This window comes from Vallitalea okinawensis (genome assembly GCF_002964605.1).
Classification (GTDB): domain Bacteria; phylum Bacillota; class Clostridia; order Lachnospirales; family PQDH01; genus Vallitalea_A; species Vallitalea_A okinawensis.
Genome location: NZ_PQDH01000012.1, coordinates 75,852 through 97,835 on the forward strand (window position 1 = coordinate 75,852; position 21,984 = coordinate 97,835).

Here is a 21,984-nt window from a genome sequence, read left to right on the forward strand (position 1 = left end):
GAATCAATAAAGTAGGGATGATTTAAATGTACGATAGTTTTGCTTACGTCTATGATAAATTTATGGAAAACGTACCCTATGATCAATGGGTAGAGTATATACAAGCTTTATGGTCCCATTACAGTTTAGAACCTCAACTTGTTTTAGATCTTGCCTGTGGTACAGGTGAGGTTACTTACCGACTTGCAGAGAAAAATTATGATATGATTGGTATTGACATATCTAATGAAATGCTAAATGTAGCTCGTGAAAAGACTGAAAAAAAAGATTTAAGTATTTTATTCTTGGAACAAGATATGCGTGAATTCGAATTATATGGAACCGTTTCAAGTATAGTTTGTATTTGTGATGGTTTAAACTATCTACATGATGAAGAAGATTTATTACAAGTATTTAGTTTGGCTAATAACTACTTAGATCCAAAGGGTTTATTTATTTTTGATATGAATACAGCTTATAAATATGAGATGTTAGGTCAAGAAACATATACAGATGTTCAAGATGAGTGTGCTTATATATGGGACAATTATTATGATGAAGTAGAACATATGAATGAGTATCATTTAACTATCTTTGATAAAGAAAGAAATGGACTCTATCGTAAATATGAAGAGACTCATTATCAGAGAGCCTATACAAAGGAAAGAGTTTGCCAGTTATTAAAAGATGCTGGATTACAATTAATGGCGGTATATGATGCTTTTACATTTGATGAACCAAAGGAAAACAGTGAACGACTTTATTTTATAGCAAGAGAGAAAGATAAGGAGGAGAACTAATGAAGGACTATATTATAAGAGCTACTGCAGCTAATGGACAAATAAGAGCATTTGCTGCGACAACAAAAGAGATGCTTGAATTTGCTAGAGAAGCTCATGATACCTCACCTGTTGCATCTGCCGCTTTAGGTCGTACCATGACTGCAGCTGCTATGATGGGGATTATGTTAAAAGGGGATAAAGATCTCTTGACCATTACAGTTAGAGGGAATGGACCATTAGCAGGTATAACGGTAACAGCAGATAAAGACGCCAATGTAAAGGGATATGTCTTTAACCCTCATGTGGATTTACCACCTAATAAAGAGGGTAAATTAGATGTAGCCTCAGCAGTTGGAATTGGTTTAATGAATATTATTAAAGATATTGGGCTGAAAGAACCTTATGTAGGTCAGACGCATCTTGTTACATCTGAAATTGCAGAGGATTTAACTCATTATTTTTATCACTCAGAGCAAATTCCTTCAGTGGTATCTTTAGGTGTACTTGTTGATAAGGATACCCCTATTAAACAATCTGGAGGTTTCATTATTCAATTAATGCCTGGAGCTGAAGAGGAAATCATTGCATTCTTAGAGGAAAAGATTAAAGAAGTGAAGGCTGTGACAACTCTCTTTGAAGAAGGCTACACTCCTGAAGCTATTTTAGAAGAATTATTAGGTGAAAAAGGTTTACAAATTAATGAAAAAGTACCTGCCAAGTTCTACTGTAATTGTTCAAAAGATCGTGTCGAGAAAGCTTTAATCAGTGTTGGGAGAGAAGATTTGCAAAGTATGATTGATGATAATGAACCAATAGAGATGAATTGTCATTTTTGCAATAAGAATTATGAGTTTAAAGTAGAGGAACTCGAAGAATTAGTTAAAAACATTTAATTATAGCTTTAGGGTCAAGCGAGTAAGGCCTTCTATTCGCTGGCTGGGAAGACGTCCATGTCTTAGACAGCCAGGCTCGCCATCCGTGGCTCACTGCTCCATAGAACACCTTACTCGCTTTCGGTATGAATTGGACATAATGATAGAAATGATTTAACTAGTAAAAAGAAAAAAGAAATCTTATGAGTATGTAATCATTAATTATAGTCAGACTAAAAGCGATTGAGATCAAAATATGGAGTTGAAAAAACTGGGTACTTGACATTTGCCATGGGAGTGCTATAATTGATTCATATATGGTAAATACGTTGATGAGGATAGTAAAATGTGAAAGTTTACAGAGAGGAAATGCAATAGCTGGAAGCATTTCTAAACGGAAGCCTTTGAAGACCACCTCTGAGTGACTCTAATAAAGTCCGGTGATACCGTTATCATCACTAAGAATCTTGTAATAGTTTATTATAGGAATTCTTTCGACTAAAGTGGTTGTGGCAGAAAGTGTGCTATGACAACAAGGGTGGAACCGCGGGATATAATACTCTCGTCCCTTTCCGTTATGGATTGGGGCGGGAGTTTTTTATTTTTTTATTTGAACGAATGTTGGGAGATGGGAATATGGCTAAAGAGAATCAAGAGAGAGTTCAAGATATCTATAAAAAATTCTTGAGAATGCGTACCTTGATTAATACAGTTGCATTAATAGCGTTTGTTCTTGTAGTGTTTTGGCAGGGGTGGACGTTGACACCTATAGTCGTAGTTGCAGCAATTATCACAATCGTTATTTCGAGTTATATGGGATATAAACATCGTTGTCCAAAATGCGATATACATCTTGGAAGATACAGTAAAAAAGAATGTCCTAGTTGTCATATAAAATTAAAATAAAAATTAATATAACACAAAAGGAGTTTCGATATGAAGATCACATTAAAAGACGGATCAGTAAAAGAATATTCAGAGAGTAAATCTGTATTAGATATTGCAAAAGATATCAGTGAGGGATTAGCCAGAGTCGCTTGTGCAGCAGAAATTAATGGTGAAGTGGTTGATTTGAGAACCATGGTTACTGAAGATGTGGAATTAAATATTTTAACCTTTAATGATGAAGCTGGGAAAAAAGCTTTTAGACATACAGCAGCTCATATTTTAGCTCAAGCTGTTAAGAGATTATTCCCAGAAACTAAGTTGGCTATTGGACCAGCAATCGATAATGGATTCTATTATGACTTTGATCGTGATCAGCCTTTTGATCAAGAAGAAATAAAAGCAATTGAGAAAGAAATGAAAAAAATCGTTAAAGAGAATCCACCGATTGAAAGATTTGAATTACCTCGTGATAAAGCACTGACCCTTATGAAAGATATGGGTGAAGACTTTAAAGTAGAATTAATTGAAGAGTTAGGGGAGGACGAAGTGATTTCCTTCTATAAGCAAGGAGATTTCACTGACCTTTGTGCTGGACCACATCTTATGAGTACCAAAGCTGTTAAAGCTTTCAAACTTCTTCAAGTTGCAGGTGCTTATTGGAGAGGTGACGAAAGTAGAAAAATGTTATCAAGAATCTATGGTACAGCCTTTACAAAAAAAGCTGATTTAAATGAGTATATTGAAAGATTAGAAGAGGCTAAAAAACGAGACCACAATAAGTTAGGTAGAGAATTGGAGTTATTTACTACCAATGAAGCAGTTGGTCAAGGGCTACCATTAATTATGCCAAAAGGTGCTAAAGTTATTCAAACTCTTCAAAGGTGGATTGAGGATGAAGAAGAAAGAAGAGGTTATTTATTAACCAAAACGCCATCTATGGCAAAGAATGATTTATATAAGATATCTGGTCACTGGGATCATTATCGTGATGGTATGTTTGTTATGGGGGATGAAGAGAAAGAAGAAGAAATTTTAGCTTTACGTCCAATGACCTGTCCATTCCAGTTTATGATCTATAAAAATAGTCAAAAATCCTATAGAGACTTACCAGCACGTTATGCTGAAACAGCTACCTTATGTAGAAATGAGTCTTCTGGTGAAATGCATGGTTTAATTCGTGTACGTCAGTTTACTTTAGCAGACGGACACATTGTATGTACACCTGAGCAATTAGCTGATGAGTTCAAGGGCTGTGTTGACTTAATCAATTACGTGATGACCACATTAGGTATTGATGGTGACGTTTGGTATCGTTTCTCCAAGTGGGATCCAAACAAGACAGATAAGTACATTGACAATCCAGAAGCTTGGGAATCAACTCAAGTTGCGATGAAAGAAATCTTAGATGATATTGGATTAGATTATACTGAAGCTGAAGGTGAAGCAGCTTTTTATGGTCCTAAATTAGATATCCAGTTTAAGAATGTTCATGGTAAAGAGGATACAATTATTACGATCCAAATTGACTTCTCATTAGCTGAGCGTTTTGATATGACTTATGTGGATAAAGATAATGAGAAAAAACGTCCATTCATTATTCATAGAAGTTCAATTGGATGTTACGAAAGAACATTAGCGATGCTTATTGAAAAATATGCTGGCGCATTCCCTACTTGGATTGCACCAAGTCAAGTAAAAGTGTTACCAATCTCTGAGAAGTATCATGAATATGCTGGTACCGTTGTAGAAAAATTACGTTCAGCTGGTGTTCGTGTTGACTTAGATGACAGAGCAGAAAAAATCGGTTATAAGATCAGAGAAGCTAGACTTGAACGTGTACCTTACATGCTAATAGTAGGTCAAAAAGAAGAAGAAGAAGGTAAAGTATCTATTAGAAGCCGTTATAAAGGTGATGAAGGTCAAAAAACACTGGAAGAATTCTTAGGTGAAATTTTAGTGGAAATTAATACAAGACAAATAAGAGAAGTTGAAGTTGAACAACAATAAATAATCCAAATGAATCTAAGGACTGACTCGCAACGATGGAGTCAGTCCTTTTGTTATGAATTTATATCAAATGTATAGGAGGATAATAGGATGAAAATAGAATTAAAAGACCTATCCGTATTAGAATATTCAGAAGAAATGAAAGTTTTTGATATAGCCAAGGATATAAGTGCAGGACTAGCACGTATGGCTTGTGCAGGCGAAGTTGATGATGAAGTAGTAGATCTACGCCATGTCATTAACAGAGACGCTAAGGTTAACATACTTACTTTTAAAGATGAGGGAGGAGCTAAAGCTTTTCGCCATACAGCTGCGCATATGTTAGCACAAGCTGTGAAAAGGTTATTTCCTGAAACAAAATTAGCGATTGGTCCAGCAATAGATAGTGGGTTTTACTATGACTTTGATCGTGAACGCCCTTTTGACCAAGAAGAATTAGGACTGATTGAGAAAGAAATGAAAAAAATATCAAAAGAAAATCTAGCTATAGAGCGATTTGCCTTACCTCGAGATGAAGCTATAACTCTCATGAAAGAGATGGGGGAAGATTATAAGGTACAGCTAATTGATGAGTTGCCAGAGGGAGAAGAAATCTCCTTTTATCGCCAAGGTGAGTTTGTTGATTTATGCGCAGGTCCTCATCTTATGTCCACAAAATCAGTAAAGGCTATCAAATTACTATCTGTAGCTGGTGCTTATTGGAAAGGTAATGAGCAAAATAAAATGCTATCCCGTATCTATGGTACAGCATTTCAAAAAGCGGGAGAATTAGTTGAGTATGTTGAACGAATAGAAGAAGCAAAAAAACGTGATCATCGTAAGTTAGGCAAAGAATTAGAGCTTTTTGCTATGATGGAAGAAGGTCCAGGTTTTCCGTTTTTCTTACCTAAAGGAATGGTTTTAAAGAATAAACTCATCGAGTATTGGCGTCAGGTTCATGAGGATGCAGGATATTTAGAAGTAGCTTCACCTATCATGCTCAATAAAGATCTATGGATTAAGTCTGGGCATTGGGATCACTATCGAGAGAACATGTACACTTCAGAGGTAGATGACATGGAATTTGCTATTAAACCCATGAACTGCCCTGGAGGTATGCTGGTTTATAAATCAAAAATGCATTCTTATAAAGAGTTTCCAATACGTATGGGAGAATTGGGGTTAGTTCACCGCCATGAACTTTCTGGAGCTTTACACGGTCTCATGAGGGTACGTAATTTTACTCAAGATGATGCTCATATTTTCATGTTACCAGATCAGATCAAAGATGAAATCAAAAAAGTTTATGAATTAATTGATGAAGTATACAGTCAATTCGGATTTAAATACCATGTTGAATTATCGACAAGACCAGATAACAGCCTTGGAAGTGATGAAGATTGGGAAAGAGCTATTACAGCTTTGCAGACTGCTCTTGAAGAAAAAGGAAAACCTTATGTGATTAATGAAGGGGATGGGGCTTTCTATGGTCCTAAAATTGATTTTCATCTCGAGGATTGTTTAGGTAGAACTTGGCAATGTGGTACAATCCAATTAGATTTTCAATTACCTGAGCGATTTGAGTTAGAGTATATAGGGGCAGATGGAGAAAAGCATCGACCTATTATGATCCACAGAGTTGTATTTGGTAGTATCGAAAGATTTATAGGAATTTTAATAGAGCATTTTGCAGGTGCATTTCCTACTTGGTTAGCTCCGGTTCAAATAAAGGTATTGCCTATTTCAGAAAAATTCCATGGATATGCTGGAAGCGTCGTTGAAAGATTTCGTAAAGCAGGTATATGTGTTGAGCTAGATAATAGAGCCGAAAAGATTGGTTATAAAATACGTGAAGCTAGACTTGAGCGTGTACCTTATATGCTTATAGTCGGCCAAAAAGAGGAAGAAGAAGGTAAAGTATCTATAAGAAGCCGTTATCAAGGTGATGAAGGGCAAAAGTATATTGATGATTTTATCACTGATATTCTTGTAGAAATTAATTCTAGAAAAATAAGAAATGTAGAAGTAGAATAATAACGAATAGAGTAGCATAAAGAGATTCTATTATAATGGTAGGACATATATTTAAATCTTTTAACCTGTTAAGTAATAGAATCTCTTAATGCTTATATTTTTATTATTTTAATACGAAGTCTTTTTTTGCCTTTACTTTTTCATTCAGTACGATACAAGTAATGTCGTTAATTTCTCTAGTCGTGAATTCTAATTCATGACCATCTATTTTAATTGAAGTAATGGGTTGTTCCCTTTCAAGTCTAAATTCTTTGATTTCAATGCTACCATAGAGTACTTGAAGTTCAACTGCTTCTTTTGAAATTGAGACATTACCCCATCCAGAGTCAAGAGACCAAAAACTATTAAATTTATTGCCTGTAAAGTGAATGGGTTTAAAACCAATCATTTTTTTATTCATATCATACATGAAACCACTATATGTGAGAAGAAGAGCATAGCTTGCCATCGCTCTTGCATAATTATTACCACACTCAATTTCATTCCATGGATTACGCTTTACTCCATCATAACGATTTCTAACTGCTTTAATGACTGTAAGACCTTCTTCAATTAAACCAGCCTGTATCATATGAATTGCAAATGCATATGTATAGCCACCCTGATCTTCTTGAGAGTAAGGCAAAGGAATAGCAGGTCGTCTAACTGTATCAGGCCATGAACAAATTTGCGTCCCTGCTTCATCATTTAAAGCATATACCCTGAATGGGTTTACAATATCACGAACAGAATCTTTGAAATTATGCTTGTATGTCGCTGATAGGGCACTGTGTACTTGTTGTGGATTATAGATTTCTCCTAAACCATAAAGGTTGGCATGCCATTGAGCGATAACCATATCTATTTCACAACCTTCTCCTACTTGATAACGTATCTCATTATGTTCATCACTCCAGTAAACACTAGAAGCATCATCCTCGATGCTTATAGAATTATTAAATGGTACAAGTACATTTTTATCACTTAATTCTATTAATTGATGATAATATTCTCCATTATATAGATTCTTGTCTGCCCATGCTTTTCCTTTTTCAAAAAGGGCTAGGCATTTTAAACTAAAATCAGGTTCGCCACAAACATTCGCCATTTCTGATGCAGCCTTTAAAGCAGCAAGATAATATCCGGTTAACCAGGCATTAGGACCGAAGAGTTCCATGTCTAGTGTATGGTGCTGACGTCCCCATAATATACCCGTTTCATTAGGATCCCATTGATCAGGATTATCGTTACTCCAAGTATATTCCATTGTTTTTTTCATAGTTGGCCATATTTCTCGTAACCACTGTGTATCGCCACAAATTTTCCAATCGCGATAGGTCTTAATGATATCTCCGAATTGCCCATCTGCACAAGGGCGGAAGTCATCAATTTCAGCTTGCATCCCTAATGGGAGTTGAATTCGGAAGTGACTACCACCATTTTCGTCTACGGAATATTTATAATTAGCTGTTCTCATAGAGCGTTCTAGGGAAGGGAAGAGAAATGGTAGTGCTTGTGCATAATTCCATACATGGGTGCATGAACCTTCGCAACTTCCGCTTTTAGATCCGGTACCTTCCCATCCATAAAAGGTTCCATCCTCCAATCTCAAACAAGTTGCTGTCTTTAGGGTAGAAAGATTGGCTGATATGGCCTCTAATGCTACATCTGGTAAAGAGGAGTTAAACAAGGTTTTCTGGAATGTTTCTGTATCTCTTTTTAGACGATCCCAATACTTCAATGCATACTTACCACTATAGGTTGAATCCTCCCATTGAGTAGCATACCAGTTTTTCCATAGGTTTTTGAGTCCTGCCTTAGCTATTTGTTTCGCATAGCTTTCACCTCTCCAGTATACATAGCTATTAGGAATATTCCATGTTATTACAAATCGTACTTTTTTCTTTTCGCCAGGTTGAATGCTTAGATGTACCGCGAGATGGCCAGTATCTCGTTCTGTATAACCCATTTTTTTTCCCTCTGTATAATTCCGGTTTTTAAAGCGACTTGAATGTATCAAATCTTGCCAATATATTTCCAGATCATCACACCATCCACCCCTATACCAATATTCTTGGTAACTAACATCTTCTGCATCTGTGCTAATAGATAGATCACCAAAACGAGGGTCATCCACTTTTAACTTTGTATTACTTACAGTTAGTTGATGTATATCCTCTTTCTTAGATAATTGATTTAGTACATTTTCATTACCAAATGGATTTGAAATGGCACCAACAACGGTATAATCGATGAGTTTGTTTGTCGTATTCTCAAGTTCAACTTCAAAAAATGCTCCTGGTATGCTAGAATCAAGATCATTGCTGGGGATAAAAGGACTCCATGCATGGAGTTGCACTTTTCCTGGCCAAGTAGGCTCTCCTCCAAAATCAATAGAAGCAAGTGGGAAATCTCCACAGAAAGTATGCTGGCGAAAATGAGGCATACCACAAAGGTTTTCCTGACGAGGACCCCATCCAAATCCTGTACCAAATGATTCACCCTCTCCAATGTATGGAGGATTTAAGTCACCGTGAAGTATACGTGCATCCATTACTTTCCCATCGTGCTCTGCTTTTACGGCGAAATGACTTAACCCATTTAAACTTCTTTTATTGGGGCGGTTAAAGATCTCCCAATCAATCAAACGTCCATTTCCTGCTAATCCTATAGAGCCTGCACCGATGCCGCCTAGTGGAAATGAAATTTCATTGGTTTTTTCCTTAGCATAGATAAATTTTGACATATTCAATTCTCCTTTCCTACTCGTACAGAAACGAACTTTAGTCACTTTTGTTTAGCTGAGTAGCTTATCTTCATTTTAACTTTGGGTAATAAATTTTGCGTCTACTAAACTACACGAAGAAGATTACACATGAGTACAATCGAAATGAGGAACCTAAATGTTTTAAATATTGAACTATAGGGGTACTTACTATACAATAATAATATAGCTAGATAACATTTCAAATTTTTAGTGTTGAAAGGGTTGCAATGAGATGAATGGTAAGTCAAAGAATAACAAATACCACCTACATATAAAGGATATCAATATTCCACTGGTACTTAATGCAGGACATAATTCACTGATAGAAGGTGATCAATTAGGGTGGCACAAGCATGATGGCTACGAATTAACTTTTGTAACTAAGGGGAGTGTTATTTGGGAGGTAAAAAATAGTTGTGATCATCATCTGGTGAGTGGTCAGGTATCTTTAGTATCGCCAGATACCCTCCATAGAGGAATAGATGATATTACGCTACCTTGCGAAATGTTTTGGTTGGTTTTCAAACCATGGACTAAAGAAGCTATTATTAACACACCTTTTCAGGAAGAGGAGCTTAAACACATTGATCAGGTATTTAGGAACTTTGACAAAGGCGTAGTAGAGATCACGCCACTAATTTCAAGCCTTTTAGCAGAATTTAGAAGTAGTTGCATCTCATATAACACGATAGAAGATAAAAGTTTAATTAACCCGAGTATCAGAAGTCTTTTATGTCAGCTTATTTTGCAAACCAGTTTAAGTTTTCAAGATAAAAGAAAGAAAAATGTTTCCAATGATTTTAGAATAGTTCAAGATTATATAAATAATCAATTTACTTATGACATAGGAATTGAAGATATAGCTCAATTAATTGGTAAGAAAGAGACTTATGTCTATAGCCTCTTTAAAAAAAATACAGGTCAAACTCCCAGTGAGTATATACAGAGGTTACGGGTACAACATGCAACAAAGATGCTGAAAGAGACAACAATGTCTGTGACAAAAATAGCCTATGAGTTAGGCTTTTCGAGTAGTCAATATTTTGCAAAAGTATTTAAAAAATATATGGGAACATCGCCAAGTCAATTTCGTAGAATAAAGTGAAAGTGCTTGTAATGAATAGAGAAGCAAAGGACTTTGGTATTGACATGTATATATCAATATGATAGAATGTTTTTATAAATAATAACTTTAGGTTATTGGTGTGTTACTGATTATGCAGGCATAAACCATATTTTTGGTTTATGCCTTTTTTGCATCTAAAAAATCCAATAACTTAAATATGAGGTGATGGAATGATTAAAAAGCAATTTGTTATAAATAGTGAAGCAGGTTTACATGCAAGACCGGCAACCCTCTTCGTAAATACATCTAAAAAATATAATTCAGAGATCCAAGTGACTAAAGGCGAAAAAAAAGCTGATGCTAAAAAATTTCTTCAAGTATTATCACTAGGCGCTTTAAAAGGTGATAAAATCTCTATTGACATCTCTGGTGATGATGAAAAAGAAGCTGTTGTAGCACTAGAGCAATTAATAGATAATAACTTTGTTGAATAGGAGTTTAGCATGAGAGAGTTATGTGGTATAAATGCATCAGCAGGTTATGGTATGGGACCTATTTTTCTTTACAATCGCAATGAGATAACCATTACTAGGAAAAGAGATATTATTGTAGAGGTTGAGAAAGAAAAACTTGAAAAAGCGCTATTAGTCAGTACCCAACAAGTTAAGGAACTTCATAGTCATACAAGTCAGGAATTAGGTGAGGAAGCAGCAATATTTGAAGCTCATATACTAATGCTAGAAGATCCTGACTTAAAAGATAGTATTGTTAGCAAAATAGAAGATGGGAACAATGTTGAGTGGGCTGTTGATGAAACCGCCAAGGAATATATTGTACTATTTCAAAACATGGATAGTGATTACTTTAAAGAAAGAGCATTGGACATCCAAGATATTTCAAAACGTGTCATAAATAATCTATTAGGTGTTCATACAAGTGACTTGTCAAAACTAGAAAAGAAGGTTATATTAGTAACAGATGAACTAACACCTTCTGATACTGTATCAATGGATAAGGATAATATAATAGGGATTGTTACAGAAACAGGTGGTAAAACTTCTCATACAGCCATCTTAGCTAGAACATTGGGTATACCAGCTGTAACAGGTGTTGAAAAAGTAACATCTCTAGTAAGTAGTAATCAGCAAATGATTATAGACGGGGAAAATGGGAAACTTATAGTAAATGCTACTGATGAACAGATTAATGAATATACAAAATTAGAAGATAAGTATCAAGCCCAACTAGAAAGTTTAAAGCATTTTGTAGGGCATCAAACAGAGACTCTTGATGGCTATAAATGTAAGCTCTATTGCAACATTGGATCCTTTGAAGATGCCCAGGAAGTCTTAAAGCAAGACGGTGAAGGAGTTGGCTTGTTTAGAACAGAGTTCTTGTTTATGTCTAAGGAATACCCACCATCGGAAGAAGAACAGTACCAGGTCTATGCTAAGGTCGGTCAGTTTCTAAAAGATAAAGAAGTAATTATTCGGACCTTAGATGTAGGTGGAGATAAAGGTATTGACTATATTCAAGTTGGGGAAGAATTGAACCCCTTCCTAGGGAACAGAGCAATACGCTATTGTCTCAAGGAAGAGAAAATTTTAGTAACCCAATTGAAAGCCATTTTGAGAGCAGCCAAAGGAACTGGAATCAAAGTTATGTTTCCTATGATCACAGCTTATGAAGAGATTATCGCAGCTAAAGCTTTATTGGAAAGAGCGAAGCATGAGTTGGATCAAGAAGAAAAGAGTTATAACCAAGAGATAGCAGTTGGTATAATGATTGAAACACCAGCAGCAGTTTTAAACTCCGATCATCTGGCCAAAGAAGTAGATTTCTTTAGTATTGGCAGCAACGATTTGATCCAATATACATGTGCAGTAGACCGTATGAATGTAAAAGTCAGCAACTTGTATTCGCCCTATAATCCTGCAATTTTAAAGAGCATTCAGATAGTTGTAGATAACGCACATCGAGAAGGTATAGATGTAGGAATCTGTGGAGAAGTAGCAGCTGATGAATTATTACTTCCTTTATGGATAAGTTTAGGAATAGATGAACTAAGTGTGACGCCAAAAGATGTTCTTCGTATTAGAAAGAATGTCAGTCTGTTAAAGCAAGATACTTCTTTAATCCAGCAAGTTTTAGAGAATAGAACCATGGATGAGATGGTAGAGTTTCTTATGAATAAAACGTAACGTCATTAGGGGGGCGAAATTACTGTGAAACAAGAAAACAGTTATCAAATCATTAAAGTACTCAATAATAATGTTGTTCTTGCTAAGCGGTTAAGAGATCATCAAGAAATGATTCTCATCGGTAAGGGTGTTGGATTTGGTAAAAAAGCCACTAAGGTGACAACCATTAATGAAGATAAAGTTGAAAAAACTTACTGTAATTTTGAAGAAAAGTTTAAAGAAGAATACCTTAGACTTGTGAATGCTATGGACAGAAAGGTTATTGGCGTTGTTGAAGAATTTATATTACTGGCAGGAAAAGAGTTAGGCCAGTTAGATGACCACATTCATATAGCATTAACAGACCATATTGGATTTGCAATTGAAAGGTTGAAACAAGGCTTAGTTATCAATAATCCATTTTTATATGAAATTAAGGCCATGTATAAGAATGAATTTGCTATTGCTTTGAAAGGTAAAGCGCTACTGTACAAACGTCTTAATATTATGATACCTGATGATGAGGTTGGCTTTATTGCTATGCATTTACATTCAGGTCGGCAAAGTAAGGATATTAAGTATACAATAAAGGACACACGCTTACTCAAGGCCATATTAGAGCTGATTCAAATGGAAGTAGGTTATGATTTGGATAAAAATCTGATGATGTATACAAGGTTAGTCACTCATCTGAAACAGACCATAACCCGATCTGAGAAGAAAAAGGAAATCATAAATCCTTTATTGGATGACATAAAGGTTAAACTTAATGAAGCATATCGTATTGCAGAAAAAGTGGCAAAACTGATTGAGGAAGAGAAAGAAATAACTGTATCCAAGGATGAAGTTGGCTTTTTAGCTCTTCATATTGAACGACTAAGAACTTAACAGGTATAAGCGTGTTACTGTTTAAGCAGGCATTAGCTTTTAGTTTGAGAGATTAAATGATTTATTTAGTCTTTAGAACTATGAGCTAATGCCTTTTTATAATTATAAAAACTCAAATGAAGAATAAAGAGGAGGAGATTTTATGAGTAATTTATTTGGAAAGGTACAAAAAGTAGGTAAAGCTTTTATGCTTCCTATTGCGGTATTACCAGTAGCAGCATTGTTTTTAAGGTTAGGGGCACCTGATGTACTGAACATTCCTTTTATCTTTAAAGTTGGAGATGCAATCTTCGCTAATTTAGCCATCATCTTTGCAATAGGTATAGCAGTTGGTTTAGCAAAAGATAATCAAGGAGCATCAGGATTAGCTGGAGCGGTAAGTTATTTCGTACTTACTTTTGGTCTTGAAGCATTAAATCCAGACATAAATATGGGGGTTTTAGCAGGTATTATCTCAGGTATCGTGGCAGGTGTCAGTTATAACAAATTCCACAGCACTAAGTTACCAGATTGGTTAGGTTTCTTTGGAGGAAAGCGTTTAGTACCCATTATGTCTTCCTTCTTTAGTATGTTACTAGCACTAGCATTTGGCTTTATTTGGCCACCTATTCAAGGGCTGATTGACACAGCCGGAAATTGGATGATTGAAGCGGGACCACTTGGTGCCTTTGCATTTGGTACATTTAACCGTTTATTAATTCCTACAGGATTACATCATGTTATTAATAATATTGTATGGTTTGTATTTGGTGAATTTAATGGTGCAACAGGTGATTTAGGTCGTTTCTTTGCTGGAGATCCATCTGCGGGAATGTTTATGACAGGATTCTACCCAATCATGATGTTTGCTCTTCCAGCGGCAGCTTTTGCAATGTATAGAGCAGCTAAACCAGAAAACAGAAAAGCTGTAGGGGGTGCATTATTTTCAGTAGCTTTCACAGCATTTTTAACAGGGATTACAGAACCTATTGAATTCATGTTCATGTTCTTAGCACCAGTGTTATATATTGTACATGCGTTGATGACAGGTTTAGCACTTGCGATTTCGAGTTTACTTGATATCCATCATGGATTTGGTTTTTCAGCTGGGGCAATTGATTACGTATTAAGCTTTGGTTTATCCACAAACGCAATATTAATACTCCCATTAGGTGCAGCTTTCGCAGTAGTTTATTATTACTTATTTAAAATCGTCATTATCAAAATGGATTTACCTACTCCTGGGCGTCTTGACGAAGTGGGAACAGGAGAAGGAGAAGCAATAATGGCAGAGAAAGGTCTCAGTGGATTAGCGGCTGAATATGTGATGGCTTTAGGTGGACCTTCTAATATTAGTGAAATGGACGCTTGCATCACCAGATTACGTTTAACATTAAAAGATGCTAGTATCGTAAGTGATGCTGAACTTAGAAAGTTAGGAGCATCCGGTGTTATTCGTCCAACCAAGAGGAATATGCAGGTTGTAGTAGGTACGAAGGCAGAACTTATAGTTGATGAAATGAAGAAAATAGTTTAAAGTATAAGAAACAAATTGAATGCCATACAAACAATGTATGACACTTAACGAAGCTGTTTAAAGGTTAATCAATATAAAGATAAGGGTTTTTGCCCTTATCTGACTTTAAATGTACTAGAATTGTCCTAGGAGGAATATTATGTTTAATTTATTTAAAAAGAAAGAAGTTGCTCTTTATATGCCTGCTAAAGGTAAGGTGATTGAATTAGACCAGGTTCCTGATCAAGTCTTTGCTTCTAGGATGGTGGGAGATGGTGTAGCCTTCATACCTCATGATGGTTTGATAAAAGCACCATGTTCTGGAAAGGTGGTTCAAGTGTTTCCAACCAATCATGCTATTGGTATTGAATCAAAAGAAGGTCTTGAAGTACTTATACATCTTGGAATCGATACGGTTGAGCTAAAGGGCGAAGGATTTCAATCATTAATCAAAGAAGGTCAAGAGATCAAAAAAGGTGATCCATTAGCCAAAATGGACCTGAAATTAATAAAAGAAAAAGGAAAAGAAATTATTACGCCAGTGGTGATAACCAACATGGAAATAGTGAAGGAATTAAAACCTTGCCGATTGGATGAGACCATTGACGATGAAGTGATATTAAATATACGATTAAAGTAGGGATAGTATGCTTAGACAGGAAGTTGTATTAACATATGATTTTCATGCACGACCATCAACTCATCTTGTTAATCAGGCTATGAAGTTTAAATCCGACATTAAAATTCTATTAGGAGATCATGAAGCAAATGCAAAGAGTATTTTAAGTATTATGACCCTAGAATTAGTTATAGGAGACACCATTCAAATAGAAACCAGTGGAATAGATGAAGAAGAGGCTATGAAGAAGCTGGTACATATAATTGAGGTTCCGCAGGAAGAGGATTGGTAGAGTCCAATCCTCTTCTTTGCGACTTTTTCTCATAAAAATAGGACGTACTCATATAATGTAGTAAGACAAAGACATGGGGGCGGCCATGAATGATGTAAGAAATCAATTTTCAGCAGTATGTTTAACGATTGCATTAGCTTCGGTTTTGCTAAGATTAGGTTATGAAGATATTCTAGATAGTAGCTTGTTGAGAGCATTAGGGGATAGTGTCATCGTACATATACCCTTGCTATTGGGGTGCCTAGTTGCTATTAATTTGGACGAGGATAAAAGTTATAGATGTGTTATGCAAGTGATCTTTTTTTACTTAGCTATACAATATGTTTTAAACTATTTCGGTTACAGTGTTAGTATGTTAGCTGGATTTATAGCTGGACTCAGTTGTTATACTGACAGATTGATTAAGAAAAAATACTTTAAGTATGACAAAGAGCATTGGAGTTACATTTTCTACTTTGTGTTAGGGAGTATATGTGGCATTCTTTTAGGTATTTTCCAGTTTGCTTTGGAAAGTAACATAAACGCCTTTGCTCAGTGGTTAGCAAGTCTACCACAACATGTTAGTAGCTTTTTATATGGGATTAGTGAAGTCTTATTAAAGCCTTTGGGGTTAAATACTGAACTAAGAGAAGTGATTTTATATCAATACAGTAGTAGTGGGAACATTTTAGGTGATTATTACCTCTATCTTCAAGGTGATTCTGGAGCTGGTCTATATATGACTGGTGAGTATCCTATTATCATTTTTGGATCTTTAGGTATTATGACAGCAGTTTTATTTAACTTAGGTGAAAAAAAGAATCCTGCGACGGTAATAAGTGTAATCCTTTTATTTATTTCTGCTATTTTAACAGGAGTGACAGAAGGGATTGAACTTTTTATATTAGCTTTAGCACCTGTGCTCTACATCTTACATAGTTTATTATCAGGAGTCTCATTTTTACTATGTTCTTTATTAGACTGTAGAGAAGGTTATCGATTTTCAGCTGGGTTATGGGACTATATTGTTCAATATGGGAGTGCAGTCAATGGCGATATAATTATCCTACTAGGTATTCTGTTTTTTCTACTCTATCTCACTCTTTTTGTGACAATTTTAAATCCAGTGTTAATCAAAGATGGTGTTAATAGTATGAGGAAGAAAGTAGCCTTGCTCTCAATGAATTTTAAAACAATAAAAAATAACTTACAACGAGACAATGTTTTAGAAGAGGAACCAAAAGACTCTGAGGAACACATCATACATAAAATAACAGTAGACGAAGACGAAGGATTATGATACGCTTATAAAAGAATTTTGGTGTATGTATAAAAAATAGAATTTTATCTTGACAAGTTATGAAGTAAATGATAAAATACACAAGAACATGAAGAAGAAGTATCCACTTCTCACCTTAGCATAAAGATGACTAGGGTAAATACGGTAAGAAATGAAACCTCGTTATAGAGGGATGATTTACTGTGTACGAGAGTGGATAGACGTTTAGTTATCCACTTTTTTGTGTAGGAAAAGGAACCATATTAACTGCACATACATGAAAAGTAATGCTAGTCACATTTCATGTAGTGGAAATAAATAATCTATAATATAAATTTTTTGGAGGTGTACTACTATAAACGATTTAATGGTAAATGAGCAAATTCGCGACAGAGAAGTTAGATTGATTGATGAAAATGGAGAACAGCTTGGCATTATGTCTTCAAGGGATGCGCAAAAAATCGCCAAAGAAAAGAATCTTGATTTGGTGAAGGTGTCACCTCAAGCTAGACCACCAGTTTGTAAAATTATCAATTATGGTAAATTTAAATTCGAACAATCTAAAAAGCAAAAAGAAGCTAGGAAGAACCAAAAAATAGTTAGTATTAAAGAAGTGCGCTTATCACCTAATATAGAAGAGCACGATATCAATACAAAGATGAAAAATGCTAATAAGTTCTTATCAAAAGGTGATAGAGTTAAAGTAAGCGTACGCTTTAGAGGTCGAGAATTAGCTCACACTGAGGTAGGTAGAAAGATCCTATTAAATTTTGCTGAAGGCTTAAAAGAGGTAGGGGACGTTGAAAAACCTCCAAAGATGGAAGGTAGATTTATGGTTATGTTCTTAGCGCCAAAAAACTAAGATTACAATAAAGTTAAAAGGAGGATTCATTATGCCTAAAATTAAAACACATAGCGGAGCTGCTAAAAGATTTAAAAAAACAGGTAGTGGCAAATTAAAAAGAAACAAAGCATACAAAAGCCACATTTTAACTAAAAAATCTGCGAAAAGAAAAAGAAACTTAAGACATAGCACAGTAACAGATAAAACAAACGAAAAGCAAATCAAGAGATTATTACCATATTCATAATTTTTTTGGTATGACTTTGTTGGCTTGCAAGGACAAAGTTCAACCACAGAGTGAAAATTTTATTTTCACATTTCGATAATATAGATGCTTAAGTGCATATCGGTAGGAACAATTGAGAACAGGAGGTAAATAACATGGCAAGAGTTAAAGGAGCTATGAATACTCGTAAAAGACATAAGAGAGTATTAAAAATGGCTAAAGGTTATAGAGGTGCAAAATCAACACAATTTAGAACTGCTAAACCAGCGGTAATGAAATCTTTAAAGTATGCATATGTTGGTAGAAAGTTAAAGAAGAGAGAATTTAGAAGATTATGGATTGCTCGTATCAATGCAGCAACTAGAATCAATGGTTTATCTTATAGCAAATTTATGCATGGTTTAAAATTAGCTGGTATCGATTTAAATAGAAAAGTATTAGCTGATATTGCTGTTAACGATCCAGAAGGTTTCGCTAATTTAGTTGAAACTGCAAAAGCAAAAGTAGCTTAATAATAAATATGAATCCCTTTAGATAGTCTAAGGGGATTTTTTGATTTTTAAAAAGAGTAAGGTAAATAATTAAGCGCAGGAATTTGACTTTTCCTGCGCTACTTCATTATTTGCTTAGTTTATTATTGAATATGTTCATGATCCTGAAGATGATCCATACAATATTCATAGGTGCCATTACATTTTGAGCAGTATCTAAATTGCATATTAGGGTTATCTTTTTCAGTTACTCCACAAATAGTGCATTTATGGAAGCTAACATTATCAATAACCTTAGATTCAAATGCTGCCTGGTATTTTTTCTTACGTTTCTTTTGCTTTGCCTTAGTAAATATATTGTTACTAAAGAAGAGAAGAATATTAAGTAAGGATACCACAATAAATATTTTCGTACCAAGACCACCTGTTATAAAATTAAAAAGTAGGAAGGCTAAATCAAGATAAGCCAACCATTTCATCTTTACAGGTAAAATAAAGAATAGTCGTAATTCATAATTAGGAAACAATGCTGCAAAAGCTAAAAATAGTGATAAGTTGATATAGTATGCAGTTGCTGCAACGTTTACTCCTGTTATACCATAAACTAAAAAAGCGCCTAAAATTGTTCCCAATATACCTATTAAGTAAAATAAGTTGAATTTAAAAACGCCCCATACATTTTCTAAAGTTGATCCAATCATATAATAAAGATAAAGAACAAAGGCGATAAATAGCATAGATGTATTTGGTGGAATAAATATAAATGTAACTAAGCGCCAAATCTCACCACTTAAAACTCGACCTGGTACAAGGGTCATCATACTATATACTGGTAAATTCATTGCATCAAAAAAATAAAAGGCAAAATTGATTAAGACTACATAAAGCATTAAGTTCTTTATGCCAAACCGTCTACCATATTTTCGTTCAAGTTTATCTAAAAAATTCACAGTTAACCTCCTTATGTGTATGTGTATTACAGTACTAAACTGTGCTGTTGATTAAAAACATTATACTATATTTCTAATTAAGTAACAATTAAATAACTGTGAACAATTATTATACATTGCAAATAATTATAGTTCAAAAAGCGCTCAAATTTTTTGATATTAAACGCATGAGGTATTATTAATGGCTTATTGATATTATAACCTAACAATGTAAGAGTTAAATAGTTAATATTGAAAACTACTTAGTAGTATATATGGTAACTAATTTCCAAAGTACAGACTTATGGATAAGAGTGGCCGCCGCCACGTAAAATTATAATAAGAAAGCACCAACTTTCCTATTACATAAAAAAAGAAACTACCAAAAGGGCAGTTTCTTAATATTCTATATAATGATGTTCATTGTCTATAAAACGTATGTTGTTAGCTCATCACAATACTCACAGCTATATAATAACTTGCTGTTTTTGTGAACCAGTTTAAATTTAGGAGTGACATAGTCATCAAAATTACTTATACATCTTGAATTCTTGCACTTAAACATGCCAGTGACATCCCCTGGTATCTCTACTTTCTTCTTTTCAATAATCTTATTATCATCAATAATATTAACAGTAATGTTGGAATCAATTAACCCCAATAATGTTAAATCAATATCCATAACATTTTCAATTTTAATAATGTCCTTTTTTTGGCTAATATTACTTGAAACATTCATTAAGAGAACAACCGGGAAGTCTGCTTCATTAAGCTTAAGCTTATCAAATATTTTAATACCTTTACCAACTGGTATATGATCAATGACGATACCACGATTAATACTATTCACCTTTAACATCAGTATCCACCCCCAATAATAATGCTATTAAAGCCATTCTAACATAGACACCAAATTCAGCTTGTTGAAAATAAACAGCTCGATTGTCATCATCAACATCGTAGCTAATCTCGTTTACCCTTGGTAATGGGTGCATGATTAACATGTCTTGTTTTGCAGTTTTAAGCTTACTTCTTTCTAGGATATAGCTATCTTTTAGTCTTACATAGTCAGCTTCATTAAAAAATCTTTCTTTCTGAATCCTTGTCATATAGAGAATATCCAAATCATCGATAACACTTTCGAGATCTTGAGTCTCAATAACTTCTATATCGTAGGTTTCTATTAGATGTTCTTTCATATGTTTTGGGAATTTTAGTTCATCTGGAGATATGAATACAAACTGAATGTTGGGTAGCTTTGCTAAAGTACTAACCAAAGAGTGAACAGTCCTACCAAATTTTAAATCTCCACAAAAAGCAACTTTTAAATTATCTAGTCTGCCTTTAAGTCTTCTTATTGTAAGGAGATCAGTAAGTGTCTGAGTTGGATGTTGGTGCCCCCCGTCTCCACCATTAATAACTGGTACGGGAGAGAACTGAGATGCTAACTTTGGTGCACCTTCCTTTGGATGGCGCATAACGACTGCGTCGGCATAAACGCCAGCAACACGTATTGTGTCAGCAATACTTTCGCCTTTGGCTACAGAACTAGCACTAGCATCAGAAAAGCCTAGTACAGATCCGCCCATTCTTAACATGGCAGATTCAAAACTTAGTCGTGTTCTTGTACTTGGTTCATAGAATAATGTTCCTAAAATTTTACCGTCGCATACTTTGCTGTATGCATCCCTATCATCGACCATTTTCTCAGCTAATGCTAATACTTGGTCCAGTTCTTCGAGGGATAAATCATTTTGATCAATTAGATGTCTTCCTTTGAGTATCATCTTAACTCCTCCTTTTTAGCCTCACAGGACTAGATTAAAGGTACAAAGAAAACCTTCTCACTATGAAGTAAGAAGGTTAAATGACATCAAAAATAGAATACAGACTTATGTCCTATATCCCATACCTTCTTAGCCTCACAGGACTAACTTAAAGGTTACTCTTTGCTCAAAATACCATAAAACGAATGCGCTGTCAATATAATAGAAGTATTTTGAAAATAATTCACCTATCAATCTAATAGAGTGAAATATTATAGGTAAGGTTTCTTAATTATATAGAAGAAATAACTTCCATGAATAAAGCTTCTATATAAAGGGAAAATTATTCGAGAAAAAAACTTCTAAAAAGTGTTGACACCCATACGGGGGAATGCTATAATAGTTTTCGTTGTCGCCAAAGACAACAAGAAACGACAAGGTACATCATCATCATTTTGAAATTCAGTGGAAAGATTTCAGAGATGAAAAAAGTACTTGACAAAATGCAAATGATTTGATAAAATAAACTTCGCTGTTATGAAAAACAGCAAAGCGAGGGACTTTGAAAACTGAACAGTGTAACACATACCCAAGAAATAAACTTTGATTTCGTTAGAATTTAATTCTAACACGGATATAAACA

The 21,984-nt window shown here is 34.7% G+C and carries 20 protein-coding genes and 1 other annotated feature; of the genes, 16 read left to right on the forward strand and 4 right to left on the reverse strand.

Going from position 1 to position 21,984, the window contains the following annotated elements:
• The first annotated feature begins 26 nt into the window (after positions 1-26).
• From C1Y58_RS22745 to thrS (C1Y58_RS22765), 5 genes are all read left to right on the forward strand, one after another.
• On the forward strand, positions 27-779 hold the full coding sequence (locus C1Y58_RS22745; RefSeq protein WP_105619131.1) for a class I SAM-dependent DNA methyltransferase: 753 nt from the start codon (positions 27-29) through the stop codon (positions 777-779).
• A complete protein-coding gene (hslO, locus tag C1Y58_RS22750) occupies positions 779-1,654 on the forward strand; it encodes an Hsp33 family molecular chaperone HslO (RefSeq protein ID WP_105619132.1) in 876 nt (291 codons plus the stop codon). The genes C1Y58_RS22745 and hslO overlap by 1 nt, the downstream gene beginning before the upstream one ends.
• Before the next feature lie 299 nt (positions 1,655-1,953).
• Positions 1,954-2,206 (forward strand) — a binding site (T-box leader).
• Between the two features lie 63 nt (positions 2,207-2,269).
• Positions 2,270-2,539 (forward strand): hypothetical protein, encoded by a 270-nt coding sequence (locus C1Y58_RS22755; RefSeq protein WP_105619134.1) that lies wholly within the window; start codon positions 2,270-2,272, stop codon positions 2,537-2,539.
• A 30-nt stretch (positions 2,540-2,569) separates the two neighbouring features.
• Positions 2,570-4,528, forward strand: coding sequence for a threonine--tRNA ligase (thrS, locus tag C1Y58_RS22760; protein ID WP_105619136.1), 1,959 nt, complete (start codon positions 2,570-2,572; stop codon positions 4,526-4,528).
• Positions 4,529-4,618: 90 nt separating this feature from the next.
• Entirely contained in the window at positions 4,619-6,541 is a 1,923-nt protein-coding gene (gene thrS, locus C1Y58_RS22765; RefSeq protein ID WP_105619138.1) for a threonine--tRNA ligase, read from the forward strand.
• Between the two features lie 103 nt (positions 6,542-6,644).
• Here the strand turns inward: thrS (C1Y58_RS22765) and C1Y58_RS22770 are convergent, their stop codons facing one another.
• Positions 6,645-9,266, reverse strand: a complete 2,622-nt coding sequence (locus C1Y58_RS22770; RefSeq protein WP_105619140.1) for a GH116 family glycosyl-hydrolase — start codon at positions 9,264-9,266, stop codon at positions 6,645-6,647.
• Positions 9,267-9,519: 253 nt separating this feature from the next.
• Between C1Y58_RS22770 and C1Y58_RS22775 the strand changes: the two genes are divergently transcribed.
• The 11 genes from C1Y58_RS22775 to rplT all read left to right on the forward strand — a co-directional run bounded on the left by C1Y58_RS22775 (position 9,520) and on the right by rplT (position 18,667).
• Positions 9,520-10,392 carry an AraC family transcriptional regulator gene (locus tag C1Y58_RS22775; RefSeq protein WP_105619142.1) on the forward strand — a complete coding sequence of 291 codons (873 nt, stop codon included), beginning with the start codon at positions 9,520-9,522 and terminating at the stop codon, positions 10,390-10,392.
• 191 nt (positions 10,393-10,583) lie between these two features.
• On the forward strand, positions 10,584-10,847 hold the full coding sequence (locus tag C1Y58_RS22780) for an HPr family phosphocarrier protein (protein WP_105619144.1): 264 nt from the start codon (positions 10,584-10,586) through the stop codon (positions 10,845-10,847).
• Between the two features lie 9 nt (positions 10,848-10,856).
• Positions 10,857-12,554: a phosphoenolpyruvate--protein phosphotransferase gene (gene ptsP, locus C1Y58_RS22785; protein ID WP_105619146.1), complete on the forward strand. Its 1,698-nt coding sequence runs from the start codon at positions 10,857-10,859 to the stop codon at positions 12,552-12,554.
• 24 nt (positions 12,555-12,578) lie between these two features.
• Positions 12,579-13,421 (forward strand): PRD domain-containing protein, encoded by an 843-nt coding sequence (locus C1Y58_RS22790; RefSeq protein ID WP_105619148.1) that lies wholly within the window; start codon positions 12,579-12,581, stop codon positions 13,419-13,421.
• A 142-nt stretch (positions 13,422-13,563) separates the two neighbouring features.
• A complete protein-coding gene (gene nagE / locus C1Y58_RS22795; RefSeq protein ID WP_105619150.1) occupies positions 13,564-14,937 on the forward strand; it encodes an N-acetylglucosamine-specific PTS transporter subunit IIBC in 1,374 nt (457 codons plus the stop codon).
• Between the two features lie 139 nt (positions 14,938-15,076).
• Positions 15,077-15,556: a PTS sugar transporter subunit IIA gene (locus C1Y58_RS22800; protein ID WP_105619152.1), complete on the forward strand. Its 480-nt coding sequence runs from the start codon at positions 15,077-15,079 to the stop codon at positions 15,554-15,556.
• A 7-nt stretch (positions 15,557-15,563) separates the two neighbouring features.
• Entirely contained in the window at positions 15,564-15,827 is a 264-nt protein-coding gene (locus C1Y58_RS22805; RefSeq protein WP_105619154.1) for an HPr family phosphocarrier protein, read from the forward strand.
• An 85-nt stretch (positions 15,828-15,912) separates the two neighbouring features.
• Positions 15,913-17,106, forward strand: a complete 1,194-nt coding sequence (locus C1Y58_RS22810) for a PTS transporter subunit EIIC (RefSeq protein WP_157950248.1) — start codon at positions 15,913-15,915, stop codon at positions 17,104-17,106.
• Between the two features lie 346 nt (positions 17,107-17,452).
• A complete protein-coding gene (gene infC / locus C1Y58_RS22815) occupies positions 17,453-17,947 on the forward strand; it encodes a translation initiation factor IF-3 (protein WP_105619158.1) in 495 nt (164 codons plus the stop codon).
• 31 nt (positions 17,948-17,978) lie between these two features.
• Entirely contained in the window at positions 17,979-18,176 is a 198-nt protein-coding gene (rpmI, locus tag C1Y58_RS22820) for a 50S ribosomal protein L35 (protein WP_105619160.1), read from the forward strand.
• A 134-nt stretch (positions 18,177-18,310) separates the two neighbouring features.
• A complete protein-coding gene (gene rplT / locus C1Y58_RS22825) occupies positions 18,311-18,667 on the forward strand; it encodes a 50S ribosomal protein L20 (RefSeq protein WP_105619161.1) in 357 nt (118 codons plus the stop codon).
• 122 nt (positions 18,668-18,789) lie between these two features.
• On the opposite strand, the gene C1Y58_RS22830 is transcribed toward rplT, so the two are convergent.
• The 3 genes from C1Y58_RS22830 to pyrB all read right to left on the reverse strand — a co-directional run bounded on the left by C1Y58_RS22830 (position 18,790) and on the right by pyrB (position 21,362).
• Positions 18,790-19,596, reverse strand: coding sequence for a rhomboid family intramembrane serine protease (locus tag C1Y58_RS22830; RefSeq protein ID WP_105619163.1), 807 nt, complete (start codon positions 19,594-19,596; stop codon positions 18,790-18,792).
• Positions 19,597-20,002: 406 nt separating this feature from the next.
• On the reverse strand, positions 20,003-20,434 hold the full coding sequence (locus C1Y58_RS22835; RefSeq protein WP_105619165.1) for an aspartate carbamoyltransferase regulatory subunit: 432 nt from the start codon (positions 20,432-20,434) through the stop codon (positions 20,003-20,005).
• Entirely contained in the window at positions 20,418-21,362 is a 945-nt protein-coding gene (gene pyrB, locus C1Y58_RS22840; protein ID WP_105619167.1) for an aspartate carbamoyltransferase, read from the reverse strand. The genes C1Y58_RS22835 and pyrB overlap by 17 nt, the downstream gene beginning before the upstream one ends.
• Positions 21,363-21,984 lie beyond the last annotated feature (622 nt).